Source organism: Rosistilla carotiformis (assembly GCF_007753095.1).
Taxonomy (GTDB): Bacteria; Planctomycetota; Planctomycetia; order Pirellulales; family Pirellulaceae; genus Rosistilla; species Rosistilla carotiformis.
The window spans coordinates 5704759-5722654 of record NZ_CP036348.1 but is presented as its reverse complement, the minus strand read 5'-3'; the positions used below and the strand labels follow the sequence as shown (position 1 = coordinate 5722654).

Below are 17896 nucleotides of genomic sequence, written 5' to 3'. Positions count from 1 at the left end.
ACAATCCGACTGCTTGGGCAGTCGCTCACCATCTAGCTAGAAGATACGTGCGATGAAGGTAAATGAATATTTTGACGGCAACGTCAAATCGATCGGTTTCGAGAATCGCGAAGGCCGGGCGACCGCGGGCGTGATGGCGGCGGGAGAATACGAGTTCGGCACTTCGGAAAACGAGTGGATGAAAGTTGTGTCGGGCGAATTGCAGGTCAAGCTGCCTGGTTCAGAGAGCTACAAGTCGTTTCCGGCGGGAACCGATTTCCGCGTCGGTGCCAACGTGAAGTTCCAGTTGATCGTCGCCGAACCGACCGTTTACCTCTGCTTTTACGGCGAATCGGCGGGTTAATCGTCGTGGCGTGCGACACGGCTGATGCGGAAAGCATTAATTGCCGCGGGGCGTCCACAGTTCGGCTCGCGAGCGGTGGCGGGTGAGGTCGATCGTCAACTCGGCGGTGATCTGGTCTCCTGCCGGCGTTTCGACACGGCAATAGACGTCGACCTCATCTCCCAAGGGATGCTTGCCATCCCATTGGATCGGAAGGTGGACGCCGTCGGTTGCGACGGTGGTACGCCATGCTTCGCGGACTTGAGGCAGATCGAAATCCCAGCGCCCGAGTCGAGCTTGGGAACCGCTGCGTTTGGGATCCATGATCGCTACCTTCAACGGGGTGTCGATTTTCACCTCGCGTCCCTTGGCATCGAGGGCTTTGAGCACGAGATAGACGCCCGTCGTTTCGCCGTCGCTGGTGAAGTCGTGTCCACGCGAGTAGGCGGGATCGATCAGCAGCGACGTGATCTCTCCCGGCGGTTCCTCCACCGGACTTTCGGCCGCAACCAATTCAACCTGCGATCCCTGATCGAACAATTGATTCACTGCCGCTGGCAGGATCACTTGTCCCGGAGCCGCTGACGGAAGGTTCCGTGCATCGCCGGGAGGCAAGACTTGGCCGGTATCGATTTGCGGCGGAATCAATAAGGAATCCGAAGGCGGGCGGACCTCGCCTGGGATAATTTCGGGCAATTGGATGTCGGGCAAGTTGTCGTTATTGGGCAAGCTCATTTTAGGCGGCGTCACATTGGGTTGTCCCAAATCGACTCGCGGCGTCTCGATCGGGCCGAGCGTGTCTTGGTCATCGTCGTCCCGTCGGGGGACGTTGTCGTCGTCGCGGCGGTCTGTCGAACGGTTGTCCTGGTCGTCATCACGCGATGGTTTGACGCGGCTTGGGGAACGCAGCACGCTCTTGGGGGGGGCTTTTTCGGCGCGGGCCTCGGCTCGCTTGGCTCGCTGCAATTTCTCGCGCAAGACCTTGTTTTCGTAGTCGATCTGGTACAGCTGGTCTTCCAGGAATCGGACCTCTGCCGCCAATTTATCGACGTAGACGTCGTTGTGCGCCGCGCTGCGACAGCCTGCCAGGCACAACAGCACCACCGTGCTGCATGCCAAGGGCATGCAGTTCATGGAGAATCGCAAGAGGATCGAAATTCGTTTCATCAACAGGCGTTTGCTAGCTGTGGGCGCGGAGATTCACTCAGCAAGAGGTTGTCGATTACCAGAGAATCGCCTTCACGGTCAAGCCAACCCTGAGAAAGTTGCCAAATTGATTCAAGTTTTGCCGACCAGGTAAAATTGCAGCGGAGCAAGACACGGTGGGCCAGTTCAAGTACACGACGGGTCGGCGAAAAACGTTCTATCGGCTAATCTTTGGACTGCGTCACGTCGACGCAGGCGTTCGTTTCCCCTAGGTTTTCCATGGCACTTATTTCACTTCAAAACATCACCGTCGGATTTCGTGGCCCCAGTTTATTGGACGACGTCAATTGCCAGATCGAAGCCGGCGGGCGGATCGGTTTGCTGGGGCGCAATGGCGCGGGGAAGTCGACGCTGCTGAAGATGCTGCGCGGCGGGATAAAGCCCGATCACGGATCGATCATCATGCCGTCGGGAACCCGGGTCGCCTACCTGCAGCAGGATGTTCCGTCGGGAACCAGCGAAACGGTTGCCGAAGTGACTGCCAAAGGGCTCGGTGAGGACTTCCATCTGCAAGAGAACGCCTGGGAAGCCGAACATCTGGTCGAACAAACGCTCTCGCGGATGGAATTGGATGGGGAGGCGTTGTTCGAAACGTTGTCGTCGGGAATGAAACGGCGGGTGCTGTTGGCTCAAGCGATCGTTTCGAAGCCTCAGTTGCTGTTGTTGGACGAACCGACCAACCACTTGGATATTGAAGCGATCGGTTGGTTGGAAGGCTTTTTGAGCAAGTGGCCCGGGACGTTGATCTTCGTCACGCACGATCGGATGTTTCTGCGCCGCTTGGCAACGCGGATCCTGGAGATCGATCGCGGCAAGCTGTTCGATTGGTCGTGCGATTACGACACGTTTCTGAAACGCAAAGAAGAGGCTTTGGCGGCGCAAGAGAAACAAGACGCGTTGTTCGACAAAAAATTAGCTCAAGAAGAAGTCTGGATCCGCCAGGGAATTAAGGCTCGACGGACGCGCAACGAAGGCCGCGTCCGCGCCTTGGAAAAACTGCGTGAAACGCGATCGCAGCGCCGCGGCGCCACCGGCACGGTGCAGATGCAAGTGCAAGCGGCGGAGCGGAGCGGCAACCTGGTTACCGAAGTCAAAGATGTCAGCTTCGAATACCCCGACCGTCCGATCTTGAAGAACTTTTCGACAAGCATCATGCGTGGCGACAAGATCGGGATCATCGGTCCCAATGGCGTCGGCAAGACGACGATGCTGAAGATCCTGCTTGGGCAACTGGAACCTCAGTCGGGGACCGTTCGCACCGGCACGAATCTGCAAATCGCCTACTTCGACCAACTGCGAGATCAATTGGATGAAGAGGAAACGATTCAAGAGAACGTTGGCCTGGGGCACACCCAGATCGTGATCAACGGTCGTGAAAAACATATCATCGGCTACCTGCAGGACTTTTTGTTCAGCCCCGAACGGGCTCGCACCCAAGTGAAATTTCTGTCCGGTGGTGAACGCAACCGCGTCCTGCTGGCGCGGCTGTTCGCCAACCCAGCCAATGTGATCGTGTTGGATGAACCGACAAACGATCTGGACGCCGAGACGCTGGAGATGCTCGAAGACAAGCTGGTCGGATACGACGGCACGCTGCTGTTGGTTAGCCACGACCGGGCGTTCTTGAACAATGTCGTTACCAGCACGATCGTCTACGAACCCGATGGCGTCAAAGAATACGTCGGCGGTTATGACGATTGGCTTGCCCAGCGCGGCCCGCTGCCGACTGCGACGACCGAGAGTAGTTCGGCCGGGGGAAGCAAGTCGAAGAAGAAAGGGGGCGCTGCCTCCGCGGCACCCAAGCAGCGGCTCAGCTACAAACTGCAGCGCGAACTGGACGGGTTGCCGGCAGAGATCGAGAAATTGGAAAAGCAAATCGCCGGGGTCCATGAGACGATCGCTGACCCTAGCTTCTATCAAGGCCCTGGCGAGCGGATCGCCGAGGAGCAGCGTAAGCTGAAGGACTTGGAAGCGCGACTGGCCAAGACGTACGCGCGATGGGAAGAACTGGAAGCGAGTTAACCCCAGCGGGCTCACGGTGCCCGCCAGCACCCAAACTCGATGTCTTCCGAACGCGCCGGTGTTTGTTCCGCGACGGTGAACGGTCGCCAGGGGGCGCTTTGCCTGATCGGAAGCGACGTTCTGCCGAGAATGAATCGAGCAAAATCGGTGCGATTTGTTGACCTATCCAGTACACTGAAGTCGGCCCTTTTCAATTGTCCGCACGGCGTCACGCGATGTTCCAACCTCTACCCGTTCAAGGCGAAGCGACCAATCCGCTGGTCGTCGTCCACGACGAACCGCAGCCCTGCCCGTACATCGCCGGTCGTGAAGCGCGGATGCCGTTGCAATGGCCGCTGGGAATGATGACGGCCGACATGTTGGACCAGTATCTCAGTGCAGGTTTTCGACGCAGTGGGCCGTTCCTTTATCGAACGAAATGCGCCGACTGTCAGGCCTGTGAATCGACCCGCGTCGACATGCAATCGTTTCATTGGTCGCAATCATTCCGGCGGATCTTGAAACGGGGCGATCGAGATCTCCAAGTGCGAATCGCTTCGCCAACGGTCGACCCGGCGCGGGTCGCGATGTTCAACCAACATCGTAGCGCCCGGCAGTTGGGACTGTCGGAACGCGAATTGGACTCGCAAGAGTACACGGGCTTTTTGGTCGAAACGATTTGCGAAACCCAAGAGCTCAGCTTTTGGAAAGAGGATCAATTGGTTGCTGTTGCGACCACCGACTTTGGCCGCGACAGCCTATCGTTGGTCTATTGCTTCTTCGATCCCCAGTTCAGCCGATACAGCCTGGGGACGTATTCGATTCTGAAGAACTTCGAATTGGCGATGCAATCGAATCGCCGCTGGGTTTACCTTGGCATGTACGTCGCCAGCAACTCCCATTTGAATTACAAAGCCCGCTTCAAACCTCAGCAGCGTTTGCACCAAAAGGACTGGATAACATTCGAATAACTTGTCGGGCAAAAGCTTGCTATTCGGTTTATTTTTACCCACAGTGTGTCCTAGTTCACCGAACTGATTTCGGGAACCGACGATGCTTATCTCAACGATTCGCACTGAATGCGATCGCAGCGAACCAAGTCGTCGCATTAAGCACATCGAAAGACTCGAGGAGTTGTGGGAATGCGGAAGCCGCAGATTGGACGCCTGTCCATCGTAGCCGTTGTTTGTTTGAGTCTAATGCTGTCGCGCAGCGAAGCGTTAGCCGAGATTCAATGGATCAAATCCGTCGCGCAAGCGCAGCAGAAATGGAACACGTCGGCAAAGCCTTTGCTGGTTTATGTCACCTCCGAATCTTGTTTCTTCTGCCAGAAATTGGATCACGCAACGTGGATGGACCCATCGGTCGGCGTTTTGGTAAACGATCGATTTGTGAAGCTGAAGGTCAATGGCCAACGCAATCAAGCGATCGCAAAGCAATTGAACGTGACTGCCTTTCCGGCCGTGGTGGTATTCTCCGCGGACGGTCAGGTGATAGGCCGCCGCGACGGATTTGTTGAGCCGGGCGAAATGTCCGCCTTCCTGCAATCGGTCGTACCACCTCAGACGACACACCACTAAGATCGCTCGCCAGGTGCCGCTTTCGAAGCGTGCGACGGTGATCTCGAACTTCCCATTCGAAGGAAAACGTTTCCGTGAACCGACCGCAATCCACTTCGGACGACTGGCTGCCGTGTGAACCGGGGACTCTGCAACAAATCGCCGATCAACAACGTCGCAAGCGGCGAATCGCAACGACGCGGCGGATTGCCCTGCCGGTCGCCGTGCTCGGCTTGCTGGTCGCCGTGGGAATGAATATCGGATCGCGAAGCGCATCAGAGCACAAGCACCATGGGGGCCTCAGCTGTGCGGAATTCGCAGCGCACATCGAGGCCTTTGCCAAACACCAAGTCGATCCCGGATTGGCGGCGAAGATGCTCCAGCATGCCGATGATTGCCCTCGCTGCCAACAAAAATTGCACGCATTGCAGTCGGGAACGGCGCAGCGAGACGCCGTCACGACGCCCTCATGGTCCTCGCCGCTGCGCCAGGCCATTCCGGGATCCGCCGATATGTTGGCCGTTGCCGATCGCCGGTAAACCCCAAAATCGCTGCCTGCTTGCGACATGGGAACGTGTGTGGGGGGCCTCGCTGGCGGTGGCTTCGATGCCCGCCATGCTGAGACCTGATCTGCGCTAATCTCTATCGTCGGAAGCGGCATGCGCGGGGCGGGGCTGCGACGCGCATCACGACCGCAGGCGTTGCTTTAGGGGCTGCCGATACCCCGTCGCCACCGAGGATTTGTGAAATCAAGTCGCCGCTGCGCTTTGGCAGCGATCTTCCGTCGGTCGTCAAGCTTCGCCTAAGCGAAACGTGCGCTCTGAGGAATTTCAATATTTCACGAAATCTAAGCGGATTTTTTACGTGTCTAACATTGGATCCGTTGCAATTCTCTAAATCTTAAAGCAGCCTGAATTTACGTTATCCAACGGGCTCTCGGACGCTTGGTTTTGCGCGCTTTGCTATCACCGCTAGCAAAGCAGTTTGCTGCATTTTCCGCACTTTAAGCAGTTCGTTGACAGCGATCAGCCGAACGGTAGGATAAATGGAGATCAACATGTAGTGTTGTTCGTCATCGAATGCCACTACAGGTAGTGCCCAGCGAATGCTAGCGATTCTTGCTGTTTTTCTTGCGGTCGACGTGGATATGAGATCATAACGTGGCCAATCGCACGCTCGCAGACGGGTAACTGATCGAACGCTTGACGACTTTTTCTAATACTATGGCCTCACTCCTGACGCTGGGAAGCGTGTATCGCAAGATGCTAGGAGTGAGTCCCACGGATGAAAACAAGGGAGTTTCTGACCTATGGCAATTGCGCCCACCTGTCCCCAAAATGACCAGCAACATGGTATCGATCACGCCCGCGCCAAGTTTTCCTCCGCTGGACGCAGTAGCGTCGTGGGACTGAAAATTGATTCGGAGTTTTGCCCAACCGATGTCGACAGCCCGTTCGACACCAGCGAGTGGGTGCTCCGCAGCGCGGCGATCAAAGATGAAACGGGCACTGCACTGTTCGAGCAGCACAACTGCGAAGTTCCAGCGAAGTGGAGCCAATTGGCGACCAACGTCGTTGTCAGCAAGTACTTTTATGGCGACCCGAACAAGTCCGAACGCGAAACGAGCGTTCGCCAATTGATCCACCGCGTCACCCGCACGATCTCCGACTGGGGATTGGCCGATGGCTACTTTGACACCGCGGAAGATGGCGAAAATTTTTATCGCGATCTGACCTGGTTGTGCCTGCACCAACATGGTGCTTTCAACAGCCCGGTTTGGTTTAACGTCGGCCTCTACGACCAATACGGTGTGACCGGCGCGAAGTGCAACTGGCACTACGACAAGACGCAAGGCCGCGTCGACCAACCCGAAAACCCTTACGAATTTCCTCAGGGTTCGGCCTGCTTCATCCAGAAGGTTGAAGACAACATGGAAGACATCATGCGTCTGGCGACCAGCGAGGCGATGTTGTTCAAGTTTGGCAGCGGCACCGGCACCGATCTATCGAGCATCCGCAGCGAGCGAGAGAACTTGTCTGGCGGCGGCAAGCCGTCGGGCCCTCTGTCGTTCATGCGAGTCTACGATCAGATCGCCGCGGTTGTCAAAAGCGGTGGCAAGACCCGTCGCGCCGCGAAGATGCAATCGTTGAAGGTCTGGCATCCCGATATCTTGGAATTCATCGAGTGCAAGTGGAGCGAAGAGAAGAAGGCTCACGCGCTGATCGCCCAGGGCTACGACAGCAACTTCAACGGCGAAGCCTATTCGTCGGTGATGTTCCAGAACGCGAACCTGTCGGTCCGCGTGACCGATGATTACATGCAAGCGGTTCGCGACGGCAAGCGTTGGCAAACGCAATGGATCAGCGAAAAGGCGACCGGCACGCCGCCGGAATACGACGCTCGCGAACTGTTGAACAAGATGGCCGAATGCGCATGGCACTGCGGTGATCCTGGCGTTCAATACGACACCACGATCAACACCTGGCACACCTGTCCCAACAGCGGCCGGATCAACGCCAGCAATCCGTGCTCGGAATACATGTTCCTGGACGACACGGCTTGCAACCTGGCGTCGATCAATCTTATGAAGTTCCGTCGCGCCGACGGCAGCTTCGACGTCGATCGTTTCCACGCCGCCTGCCGCGTCTTCTTCATCGCCCAAGAGATCTTGGTCGATCACGCCAGCTATCCAACCGCCGACATCGCGCTGAACAGCCACAACTATCGCCCGCTGGGGCTGGGGTATTCGAACCTGGGTTCGTTGGTGATGACCAGCGGTCTGCCTTACGATTCCGATGGCGCTCGCGGGTTGTGTGGCAGCCTGACTGCATTGATGCATGGGACGGCTAATCTGACAAGCGCCGAAATGGCGGGTGTCGTCGGACCGTTTGAAGGCTTTGCCAACAATCGCGAACCGATGCTGAAGGTGATGGGGATGCACCGCGATGCTGTCGAACAGATCCACGACGAAGGTCCCGAATACCTGAAGGACGCTGCTCGCAACCTGTGGGACAAGGTCCTCGAACTGGGCAACCGTTACGGATTCCGTAACGCTCAAGCGACCGTGTTGGCACCCACCGGAACGATTAGTTTCTTGATGGACTGCGATACCACCGGCGTCGAGCCCGATATCGCGCTTGTCAAGTACAAGCAACTGGCTGGCGGCGGGATGTTGAAGATCGTCAACCGCGGCGTCGAAGGGGCTTTGGAGTCGCTCGGCTACGACACGACGCAAGCAAAAGCAATCGTCGCCTACATCGACGAACACGACACGATCGAAGGGGCTCCGCATCTGGCCGACGAGCATCTGCCCGTCTTCGATTGTGCGTTCACCCCTGCCGGCGGAACGCGCAGCATCGCTTGGCAAGCCCACGTGACGATGATGGCTGCTGCCCAACCGTTCCTGTCGGGGGCGATCAGCAAGACGGTCAACATGCCGACCGATTCGACACCTCAAGATATCGCCGATGCGTATTTCTGGGGTTGGGAACTGGGGCTCAAGGCGATCGCGATTTATCGGGACGGTTCGAAGCAGAGCCAACCGCTGAACACCAAGAGCGGTGAGAAGACGGCGGCGGATGCGGAAGTCAAAGTTGTCGAGAAGGTTGTCTATCGACCACGCCGGGAACGCTTGGAAGATACGCGCCATAGCTTGACGCACAAGTTCAACATCGCGGGACACGAAGGCTACATCAATGTTGGCCTGTATCCCGACGGTCGCCCTGGCGAAGTCTTCATCACGATGGCGAAAGAGGGTTCGACGATCGGTGGCCTGATGGACAGCTTCGGCACCTCGACTTCGATCGCGCTGCAATACGGCGTTCCGATCGAAGTCCTGGTCAACAAGTTCACCCACACCCGCTTCGAACCGATGGGGCATACCAGCAACCCTGACATTCGAATCGCAAAGAGTATCGTCGATTACATTTTCCGTTGGATGGGAATTACGTTCCTGGCCGGATATCGGGAAGCGACCGTGCCCGGAGCTGCCGAGAAGAACGACGGTGGCGATTCGACCGAATCGAAGTCGGTTGAAAGCGTGGCCAACGGAAACAAGCCCGGTGAAGGCGATGGGATGAAGATCGGTGGTAATGGTCCAACGATTGAGACTCACGACACGGCGGCGAAATACACCGTAGGCAATCTGCCGACGGTCGACATCGACGCGCTGGAGCGTGCGGGCGTTTCGATGCAGATTGCGGGCGACGGGGCCAGAGACAATGGCAAGCCCGGTTCGCGAAGCGATCAATTCGCTCGGTTCCAAAGCGACGCTCCGGCTTGCGACAACTGCGGCAGCATCACCGTTCGCAACGGCAACTGCTATCTGTGCCACAACTGTGGTGCCAGCATGGGCTGCAGCTAACGTTCGGTTGGACGCAGTCAAGAATTGCACAGCGCTTCGGTGACCTCACCAAGCGCTGTGCCGATGCCAACACGGCCACCTTCGCGGTGGCCAGTTTTTTTGAATAACCGGCTTCGCTCTCTGCTACAAAAAGTTTCTCCGCGTGACATTGACCGCAATCGTTGCCGCAACCTCGACGGGGACCATTGGTCTCGATGGTGATATGCCGTGGCAATTGAGCCATGATCTGCGGCGGTTCAAGCGTCTAACGATGGGTTGTATCATCGTGATGGGACGTAAGACGTTTGACTCGATCGGTCGTCCCTTGCCGGGGCGAGAAACCTTTGTGTTGACGCGCGACCGACAATGGTCGCATCCCGGAGTGGCTGTCTTTCCCGATCCGGAATCGGTGCTGGCTGCCATCGGCGAACGAACGGCGTTTGTCGTCGGCGGTGCTCAAATCTATGCGGCGATGCTGCCGGTTTGCACGCGTGTGTTTCTGACGCGTGTCTGGAGCCAGACGGTGGGCGACACGACGATCGATTTCGACTTGAACGGCTGGCATTGCAGCTACGTCGAACGCGTGCCCCCTGCGGCGCGCGACAGCGTTCCCAGCGAATTTAGCGTTTGGGAGCGGCCGATATCACGTCGGTCGTAATCGTTCGATCACAAGAGCTTCCAGAATCGATCGTGTTGCGATTGCATGCTTTTATTGCTGTTGTGCATGTATTCTAGGCACGCCCCTTGGGCCGCGATGGTTGGATCGAATCGGATTTGCACAAATTTTTGGCAGTGCATTGAATAGCGGCCCCTCCTCAGAATTCCAGCTCGGATCAGTTTGAGCTGCCGATTTGCAGGGCAACACGCCCCCCCGATTCTTTCATCGAAGCGGGTGAGGTTCCGAGCGGTGTCGTCTGGTGGAACTGCGGATACGGAAATTTCAATTCTTAACCTGCGTGAATCTTGGAATTGGTACACTTCGTGCTATTAAACACGGATTCAACTACTTTCACTTTTTTCGCGTTTGAACATGGCGGGCTATTTCAAAATGCAATTGTCACCACGTATTCCTTCACCGGAACCTATCGACACACACCAGAAGGCGTTGCAGGTCAATCTCGATCCACGCCGCTATGGCACGTTTGCTGAAATTGGTGCGGGCCAAGAAGTGGTGCGGTGGTTCTTCCGTGTCGGCGGGGGCGCCGGAACGATCGCCAAAAGCATGTCGGCCTACGATATGAAGGTCAGTGATGCGATCTACGGTCGGGCGAGTCGATATGTTTGCCGCGAGCGTCTGCAAGCGATGCTCGATTACGAGCACCGTTTGAACTTGGATCGCTTGAAAGATGTGCGTGGCGATACAACGGCCTTCTTTGCTTTTGCCGATACCGTCTCGGCTCGGAATTTCCAGGGCACCAACGAATGCCATGGCTGGATGGGAGTCAAATTTCAAGCGCACCCGCGAGATGACGACAGCCAAATCATCATCCATGTTCGGATGCTCGACAACGAAGCTGCCTTGCAACAGGAGGCGCTGGGAATCGTCGGTGTGAACTTGGTCCACGGCGCGTTTGCCTTGAACCACGAACCCGAACTTTTAGTCGATTCGCTTTTGGATGGACTTTCCACCTCGCGGATCGAGATCGACATGATCGAATTCTCGGGGATCGCGTTCCGACACGTCGACAACCGTTTGATGAGTTTGAAGCTGGTCGAGCTGGGGCTCAGCGGCGCGGCGATGTTTGCTGCCAACGGCGACGTGTTGCAACCTTCGGAGTTCTTCCATCGCAAGCCGATCCTGGTCGAACGCGGCAGCTTTCGGCCCGTCTGCAACGTCAATCTCGACATGCTGCGTTGTGCCAATGAAAAGTTTACGGAGTTGCCGAATGTCCAAGGCAAAGAAGTAGCGCAGGTGATGGAGATCACGATGCGGAACTTGAAGGCCGAGGGCGAAATCGACCTGCGCGACTTCTTGGCCCGCGCCGACGTGATGTCCGCCTGTGGGATGACGGTGCTAATCTCCGACTATTTTCAGTACTATCGCTTGGCGTCGTATTTGTCGCGGTACACCAAAGAAAGTATCGCGATCACGATGGGGGCAGCCAGTCTGTTGGACCTGTTCGACGAAAAATATTATGCGTCGTTGGACGGTGGGATCCTTGAATCGTTTGGGCGGTTGTTCAAAAACGATCTGAAGATCTACTGCTATCCGCTGCGTGATCAGGCGACCGGCGCTATGATGACGTGCGAAAACCTGGAAATCAAACCCGAGTTGCAAAAATTGTATGGGTACCTCAAGGATCGTGGCGGCATCAACGACTTGGACAACTTCAATCCCGAATGCCTGAACGTCTTTTCGCGCGAGGTGCTGTGCAAAATTAAGGACGGCGATTCCAGCTGGGAGACGATGGTTCCTGGTCCGGTTGCCGATGTCATCAAATCGCGCAGCTACTTCGAATACCAGGCAACATGAGGAACCTTCTGTCTAGGGCACGCCGGCTGGGATGTCGGCCATGAGCGAAAGCACCTCGGTGCGGAAGATGTTGGTGGGATTGACGTTTCTGTCGATCACCTGTGTCGCTGCTGTGTTTGGATTCATCGCGGCGGGCTGGTCGGTTGTCGATTCGATCTACATGGTCGTGATCACGATCTTCGGTGTCGGTTACGGCGAAGTCCATCCCATCGACAGCACCGGCTTGAAGGTCTTTACAGCTTTCATCATCGTGGCCGGTTGCTCGTCGGGAATCTATGTCGTGGGCGGCTTTGTGCAAATGGTTGCCGAAGGGGAATTTTATCGCGCGTTGGGAGCGAGGCGGATGAGTCAGGGAATCGCACAAACATCGAACCACGTGATCATTTGTGGGTTCGGACGTGTTGGCCGCAATTTGGCTGAGGAGCTCAAGTCGCTTGACCAGGCGTTCGTCTGCATCGACGAAAATCCTGACCGCATCGCGCAAGCGGAAGAGCTTGGCTATCTTGTGGTCACGGGCAACGCGGGCGAAGAGGAGACGCTGATCAAGGCTGGCATCCACCGTGCCGCGTACCTTGCGACCGTTTTGCCCGAGGATGCCGCCAATGTCTTCATCACGTTGACCGCCCGTGAACTGACACAAGAATTGCAGATCATCGCCCGTGGCGAATCTGAATCGACTCAGCGGAAGCTTGTTCGCAGCGGGGCCAATCACGTGGTGATGCCCGAGGCGATTGGCGCCGCTCGGATCGCCAACATGATCTCCTGCCCGACCGCCGATGCGTTGATCTCCGACGCGCGTCAAAGGACTCGCTTGAACAGCGATCTGAAGGCGCTTGGGCTTGCGATCCGCGAGGTCCGGGTCGAGGGGGCGTCCGCGGTTGCAGGAGGCAAGATCTCCGATCTGAACCTCAATGACGGTGGGACCCTAATTGTGGCGATCCTTTCCACCGATGGGCGTATTCGTCGCAACCCTGAAGCTAGCGAAGCGATACACCCGGGCGACATCCTGTATGTCTTGTCGAGCCAAGAACAGACGCTGGCCGTGATCCGACAAGTCCAGGCCAAACGCACTGAGCTCACGTATCGCGGCTCACGCGTTCGACCCTGAACCTATGCAACACGCTGTTAGCGTCGCCCTGCACGGATGTCGACGACGCGCGTGCCCGACAATGAATCGTGCCAGCCGGTGGTTTTGTCACCGAACAGGAACGAGACGGGCTCAAACGGAATCAACCGCGCGAAGGTGCGGCCGATCAGTTTCCCGACGCTCGCTTTCCCGCCGCCCGCGTCGACAACGCGTGTGCTTGTCAGCAGTTTGCCAACCGTCGCCCCCATTGTTGCCTCCATGAGGAAGAAGTACAGCAGGACGACCAGCAAGCCCAACCCCATTCCCATCAATTGAAGTGTCGTAGCTTGATCTTGTGTGATCTGTCCGCCGTTGCTTTGCGCATAGGCGGCGCCCAACGCACCACCGGCAAGCGACGAAACAATCTGTGTCATCACGTTGTCCACCAAGAAATTCACGAGCCGTCGGTTTTGCGACGCAAACGGCATTCCGTCGATGCTACCTCCCTCATCGGAGACCGTAACGTCTAAAGGCGTGGCGACGGGACTGGCATACGGATTGTCGGACATCGTTCTTGCTCCTCGCTATAGATTCCGAAACAGCTACCTGATCTGGAAGTCCAGTGGTGTGGGCTGGATTATAGCGTTCGCTTGTTCAATCGACACGAAACACGTCGTGGTTGTTCCAGGTAATCTTATGCCCCCAGATGACCCGCTGGGGGTTCCAGGGCCGTAGCGTCTTCTGCCGAAACAACGGATCAATACCAGCCCAGGTAATCGCACCGCTTTGAACGTTCGTTTTCGGTCGTCACACGTCGGCCAGCAGAAGGGAGCGGAAGCAAGGGTCCAGGCGACCCCTAACTGGATGGACGGGGGAACGGGCGCCGTCATCAGCGCAAAAAAAAGAGCAGGCCGTTTAAGCCTGCTCTTTTCAAAATTTATGTTGCTGTCAGCCCGACGACTACTCGTCGCTAGCCTTCGATTCTTCGCTGGCAACTTCTTCTTCTGCGGCGTCGCTGTCGTCATCGAACGATGGGCGTTCCGCCTTTTGGCTCACGCGATCATTGACACCCACGAATTCCAGAATCGCTCGGGTACCGGCGTCGCCCAAGCGAGGCTTGGCCAAACGCAAGATACGAGTGTAGCCTCCTGGACGATCGCGGAAGCGGTCTGCCAGTTCGTCGAATACGATGTGCATCGCTTGCTTGTCGCCAAGCAATTGCAGTACGCGACGGCGAGCGGCAATTGCAGGAGCTCGCGCGTCGGTCCATTTGCGCCAGTTCTCGCTCTTCCGCCAGGTCTTCCAAGCGTCGGAGCCGCGTTCTGCGTCGGTCGCGTACTTCTGCGACTCTTCCTCGGCTGCCAACGAACGCTTGGCGATCGTAATGCAGCGTTCCACGAGCGGGCGAATTTCCTTGGCCTTTTCCAGTGTGGTAACAACGCGGCCCTTAACCTTGGGCGCGTTATCATCCAACTCCGCATCTCGTTCGGTGAGGAACAAGCTGCTAGCCAGGTTCTTGAACATTGCCTTGCGGTGGCTCGGACTGCGGCCGAGAACACGTCCTTTTCGTCGATGTCGCATGATTGAACTGCTTGGATGAGACAGGCATTACGCCCGTCGAAAAACAAAATGTGTTAGTGTTGGATTACAACGCGATGCTGGTGACAGCAACGATTACATCAACCCGCCGGTTGGAACCCGCATCCCCAGATGCAATCCCAACGCATTGAGCTTGTCGCGAACTTCGTTCAGTGTAGTATCGCCAAAGTTGCGGACTTCGATCAATTGATCTTCGGTGCGAACCACCAAATCGCGAACGGTGCGGATCTGTTCGGATTCCAAGCAGTTGCCTGCACGGACCGAAAGACGCAGATCGCTGATCGGCATGTTCAGCTTGGCTTCCAGTTGTGCCTCAGCCGAATTCGCTCCGCCGCGAGCGACAGTGTGAATTCCAGGGCCCAGTTCGGTGTATTGCACGAATGGGTTCAAGTGCTTTCGCATGATCTTGGCCGATTCGGTCAACGCCAGTTCGGGACCCACGGTGCCGTCGGTCCAGATTTCCATGATCAAACGATCGTAGTTCGTCTTTTGACCGACGCGTGTCTCTTCGACTTCGTAGCGAACGCGGGTCACGGGGCTGAAGACCGCGTCGATCGGAATGATTCCGATTTCGTGTTCGCCAGTGCTGTGTTCGGTCGACGGAACATAACCGCGACCATTTTCAACGACCATTTCCATCATGAATGGCACGTCTTCGGTCAACGTTGCCAGGATGTGGTTGTTGTTGATGATTTCAACATCTTGATCGGTTTGCACATCGTTACCGGTGACGTCGCCAGCGGTGTTCCGCTGTACGGTGATCACGCGAGTCGATTCGCTATGATTGCGAACGATCAAGCTTTTTACATTCAAAACGATTTCGGTAACATCTTCCATCACGCCAGCGATCGAGCTGAATTCGTGTTGGGCTCCGTGCACCTTAATCTGAGTGACCGCGCTTCCTTCGAGGCTCGACAGCAACACGCGACGCAAGCTATTGCCGACGCTGTTGCCAAAGCCACGCTCGAACGGTTCGGCCACAAATTTGCCGTAGGTGGGAGACAATGTATCACGATCGACTTCGACCGTGCTGGGCAATTCCATTCCACGCCAACGAATGTGCATGGCTGATGTTCCTTGTTACGGAAAACTGATTTTAGTGGGAGGCTTCACTGGACCATCGGCCCAGTGCTTGCAATACGGTGACCTGGCGGACCAGCAAACGCTAGACGCGTCGCTTCTTACGCGGCCGGCAACCGTTGTGGGGGATCGGGGTGACGTCTTCGATCAGTTTGACCTTCAGGCCTGCCGATTGCAGCGAAGTGATCGCGTTTTCGCGTCCGCTGCCGGGGCCTTTGACGCGCACTTCAACTTCGCGAACGCCAAACTTCTGTGCCTTCTCTGCACATTGTTGCGCTGCCATTTGACCGGCGAAAGGAGTGCTCTTTCGGCTGCCCTTGAACCCGCACGTGCCAGCGCTAGCCCAGCACAAGGTCTCGCCCTTGGGATCTGTGATGGTGACGGTCGTGTTGTTGAAGGTGGCATGGATGTGGGCAATGCCCGATACCACGTTACGCCGTTGCTTTTTCTTGGTTTTAACTTTTGACACGTTTTAAATCTTCTCAGTCTGGTTTGCTGGGCTTCCCTGGCAATAATTGCACTAGCGAAGGGCATATCCCATTTGGTGAAAAGGACAACTTGGAATTCGGAGCGTTTCTGGCGGGGAGCTGGCGAGTTGCCTGCTCAACACAGGCCCGACCGGAGCAGTGCCCCGGTCGCTGCGGTCCACAAATGGGATTACCGCAAGTCTTTAACGCCCTTCTTACCGGCGACAGTCTTCTTGGGGCCCTTGCGTGTTCGGGCATTCGTCTTGGTGCGCTGGCCGCGAACGGGCAGCCCCAGGCGGTGCCGAATGCCGCGGTAAGCCTTGACTTCACGTAGACGGCTGATGTTCGAACTCAGCTGACGACGCAAAGGACCTTCGACGGTGTATTCGCTTTCCAAGAAAGCAGCCAGTTTACTGACTTCTTCTTCGGTCAACTCGAACGCTTTGCGCTTTGGATCGATTTGCAAACGCTCACACGCTTCACGTGCGGTATATAAACCAACGCCGTAGAGGTATGTCAGCGAATATTGAATTTGTTTGTCGTTAGGGACATCAACGCCCAAAATACGGGGCATAACGGCATTCTCCTGTCACAGTTGCCGTGCTATCAATGCAGACGTTCGCCCACAGCGAACCATCGAGCTGGCTAAGAACCACGAAATATAGCGTCTGGCCCCCAAATTGCTCAATGGGTTAAACGCACGATTTTCCACAAAGAATTATATATCGACCGCGATAATCCACGACACAGCGGAAAATCGTAGCAAATTAATAAGAAAGCGCGGCCGGCGTTTTCGCACAAACAGCCGCGCTCGCCTGTGGTCGACGCTTTATATCACAAACGCTGGGCGCTGCGAACCACGTTCTCGATTCGGGCAATTGAACGGTAATTTTTGGTCGGGCCTTCACGATTTGTGCCCGCAATCCAGCGTTGCGTCGGCTGCGGATCCTGCAAGCTGCGAGCATCGACCAGCAGGCATGACGAAATTACCGCCCGCACCCGCATGCCCGGATTTGGCGTGTGGTTCACCGAGGGGCAGGATTGGGATTTTGCTAGCATTCCCGTGGCACTGTCTCCGTCGTTCACTTTCGCCGTAAACGGTTCGTAGGGACCGGCCTCCGGCAGCATTCGGTTCCTCAGATCAAGGGGCGGTCTTGTGCCAGTATTTGGGGCCACTGACAAACGGGCTGTTCCGTACAAAATAGCGAAGCGGTATTTCCTTGGCTTGTGAAATTCCAATCCGGGGCGCGGTCACGATTTGCGAGGCGATGATGCGTTGAACCGACCGACCGATCCAAACCGTAGTCGTTTCGGTCAAGCAAACGCCATCGTGTTGTAAATCGATGCCCATCGCCTGGCACAACATCGCAGGGCCACGACACAGCCGGTCGCTCGCATGCTGGCCACGCCGCTGCTGCATCACTTCGATTCCCCATCGCGGTTCGATCGCTCGGATCAATACCGCGCTACCAACGCCCGCTCGCTGCGTGACCGCGTTCAGGCAATACTTGGCGTGGATCGTGTAGACGTACAATCGCCCTTCGGGGCCAAACATCGTGCGGTTGCGCGGTGTCATCCCGCGGGCCGCATGACAGGCGGGATCCGATTGGGCAAGATAAGCTTCCGTCTCCACGATCACTCCACCCACGACCTGGTCATCGCGACGGTGCAGCAACGTCTTGCCAATCAATGCCCTCGCAACGATCTCGGGGGGGCGGCGGTAGAAGGATGGGGCCAGTGGTTTGGGCCAGGTCGTCGTTTGTTTTTCAGTATCCACGGTT

At 56.6% G+C, this 17896-nt stretch carries 16 protein-coding genes; 9 read left to right on the top strand and 7 right to left on the bottom strand.

The window, feature by feature from the left end; all coding sequences use genetic code 11:
* Positions 1-52 precede the first annotated feature (52 nt).
* Positions 53-343, top strand: a complete 291-nt coding sequence (gene ppnP / locus Poly24_RS20715; protein ID WP_145100067.1) for a pyrimidine/purine nucleoside phosphorylase — start codon at positions 53-55, stop codon at positions 341-343.
* Positions 344-379: 36 nt separating this feature from the next.
* Here the strand turns inward: ppnP and Poly24_RS20710 are convergent, their stop codons facing one another.
* Positions 380-1489 carry a chromosomal replication initiator protein DnaA gene (locus Poly24_RS20710; protein ID WP_145100063.1) on the bottom strand — a complete coding sequence of 370 codons (1110 nt, stop codon included), beginning with the start codon at positions 1487-1489 and terminating at the stop codon, positions 380-382.
* Positions 1490-1747: 258 nt separating this feature from the next.
* On the opposite strand from Poly24_RS20710, the gene Poly24_RS20705 reads away from it, so the two are divergent.
* The 8 genes from Poly24_RS20705 to Poly24_RS20670 all read left to right on the top strand — a co-directional run bounded on the left by Poly24_RS20705 (position 1748) and on the right by Poly24_RS20670 (position 13011).
* Positions 1748-3550, top strand: coding sequence for an ATP-binding cassette domain-containing protein (locus tag Poly24_RS20705; protein ID WP_145100058.1), 1803 nt, complete (start codon positions 1748-1750; stop codon positions 3548-3550).
* Between the two features lie 215 nt (positions 3551-3765).
* Positions 3766-4500 carry an arginyltransferase gene (locus tag Poly24_RS20700; RefSeq protein ID WP_145100055.1) on the top strand — a complete coding sequence of 245 codons (735 nt, stop codon included), beginning with the start codon at positions 3766-3768 and terminating at the stop codon, positions 4498-4500.
* Between the two features lie 171 nt (positions 4501-4671).
* Complete coding sequence (locus tag Poly24_RS20695; RefSeq protein WP_145100052.1) at positions 4672-5109, top strand: thioredoxin family protein; 438 nt, start codon at positions 4672-4674, stop codon at positions 5107-5109.
* A gap of 74 nt (positions 5110-5183) precedes the next feature.
* On the top strand, positions 5184-5627 hold the full coding sequence (locus Poly24_RS20690; protein ID WP_145100049.1) for a hypothetical protein: 444 nt from the start codon (positions 5184-5186) through the stop codon (positions 5625-5627).
* A gap of 770 nt (positions 5628-6397) precedes the next feature.
* A complete protein-coding gene (locus tag Poly24_RS20685) occupies positions 6398-9451 on the top strand; it encodes a vitamin B12-dependent ribonucleotide reductase (protein WP_145100046.1) in 3054 nt (1017 codons plus the stop codon).
* 142 nt (positions 9452-9593) lie between these two features.
* A complete protein-coding gene (locus tag Poly24_RS20680) occupies positions 9594-10088 on the top strand; it encodes a dihydrofolate reductase (protein WP_231753260.1) in 495 nt (164 codons plus the stop codon).
* A 390-nt stretch (positions 10089-10478) separates the two neighbouring features.
* Complete coding sequence (locus tag Poly24_RS20675; protein ID WP_145100038.1) at positions 10479-11903, top strand: TonB-dependent receptor; 1425 nt, start codon at positions 10479-10481, stop codon at positions 11901-11903.
* A gap of 40 nt (positions 11904-11943) precedes the next feature.
* Positions 11944-13011 (top strand): potassium channel family protein, encoded by a 1068-nt coding sequence (locus tag Poly24_RS20670; protein ID WP_197452060.1) that lies wholly within the window; start codon positions 11944-11946, stop codon positions 13009-13011.
* A 17-nt stretch (positions 13012-13028) separates the two neighbouring features.
* Here Poly24_RS20670 and Poly24_RS20665 read toward each other — a convergent pair whose 3' ends face one another.
* The 6 genes from Poly24_RS20665 to Poly24_RS20640 all read right to left on the bottom strand — a co-directional run bounded on the left by Poly24_RS20665 (position 13029) and on the right by Poly24_RS20640 (position 17892).
* Positions 13029-13538: an RDD family protein gene (locus tag Poly24_RS20665; RefSeq protein ID WP_145100031.1), complete on the bottom strand. Its 510-nt coding sequence runs from the start codon at positions 13536-13538 to the stop codon at positions 13029-13031.
* A 391-nt stretch (positions 13539-13929) separates the two neighbouring features.
* Positions 13930-14550 (bottom strand): bL17 family ribosomal protein, encoded by a 621-nt coding sequence (locus tag Poly24_RS20660; protein WP_145100028.1) that lies wholly within the window; start codon positions 14548-14550, stop codon positions 13930-13932.
* A gap of 93 nt (positions 14551-14643) precedes the next feature.
* Positions 14644-15633 (bottom strand): DNA-directed RNA polymerase subunit alpha, encoded by a 990-nt coding sequence (locus Poly24_RS20655; protein ID WP_145100025.1) that lies wholly within the window; start codon positions 15631-15633, stop codon positions 14644-14646.
* A gap of 100 nt (positions 15634-15733) precedes the next feature.
* The gene (gene rpsK / locus Poly24_RS20650; protein ID WP_145100022.1) at positions 15734-16117 is read right to left on the bottom strand and encodes a 30S ribosomal protein S11; all 384 of its coding nucleotides are present in this window, start codon (positions 16115-16117) and stop codon (positions 15734-15736) included.
* Between the two features lie 188 nt (positions 16118-16305).
* On the bottom strand, positions 16306-16677 hold the full coding sequence (gene rpsM, locus Poly24_RS20645) for a 30S ribosomal protein S13 (protein ID WP_145103237.1): 372 nt from the start codon (positions 16675-16677) through the stop codon (positions 16306-16308).
* A gap of 579 nt (positions 16678-17256) precedes the next feature.
* A complete protein-coding gene (locus Poly24_RS20640) occupies positions 17257-17892 on the bottom strand; it encodes a DNA-3-methyladenine glycosylase (protein ID WP_231753259.1) in 636 nt (211 codons plus the stop codon).
* Between the last annotated feature and the right edge of the window lie 4 nt (positions 17893-17896).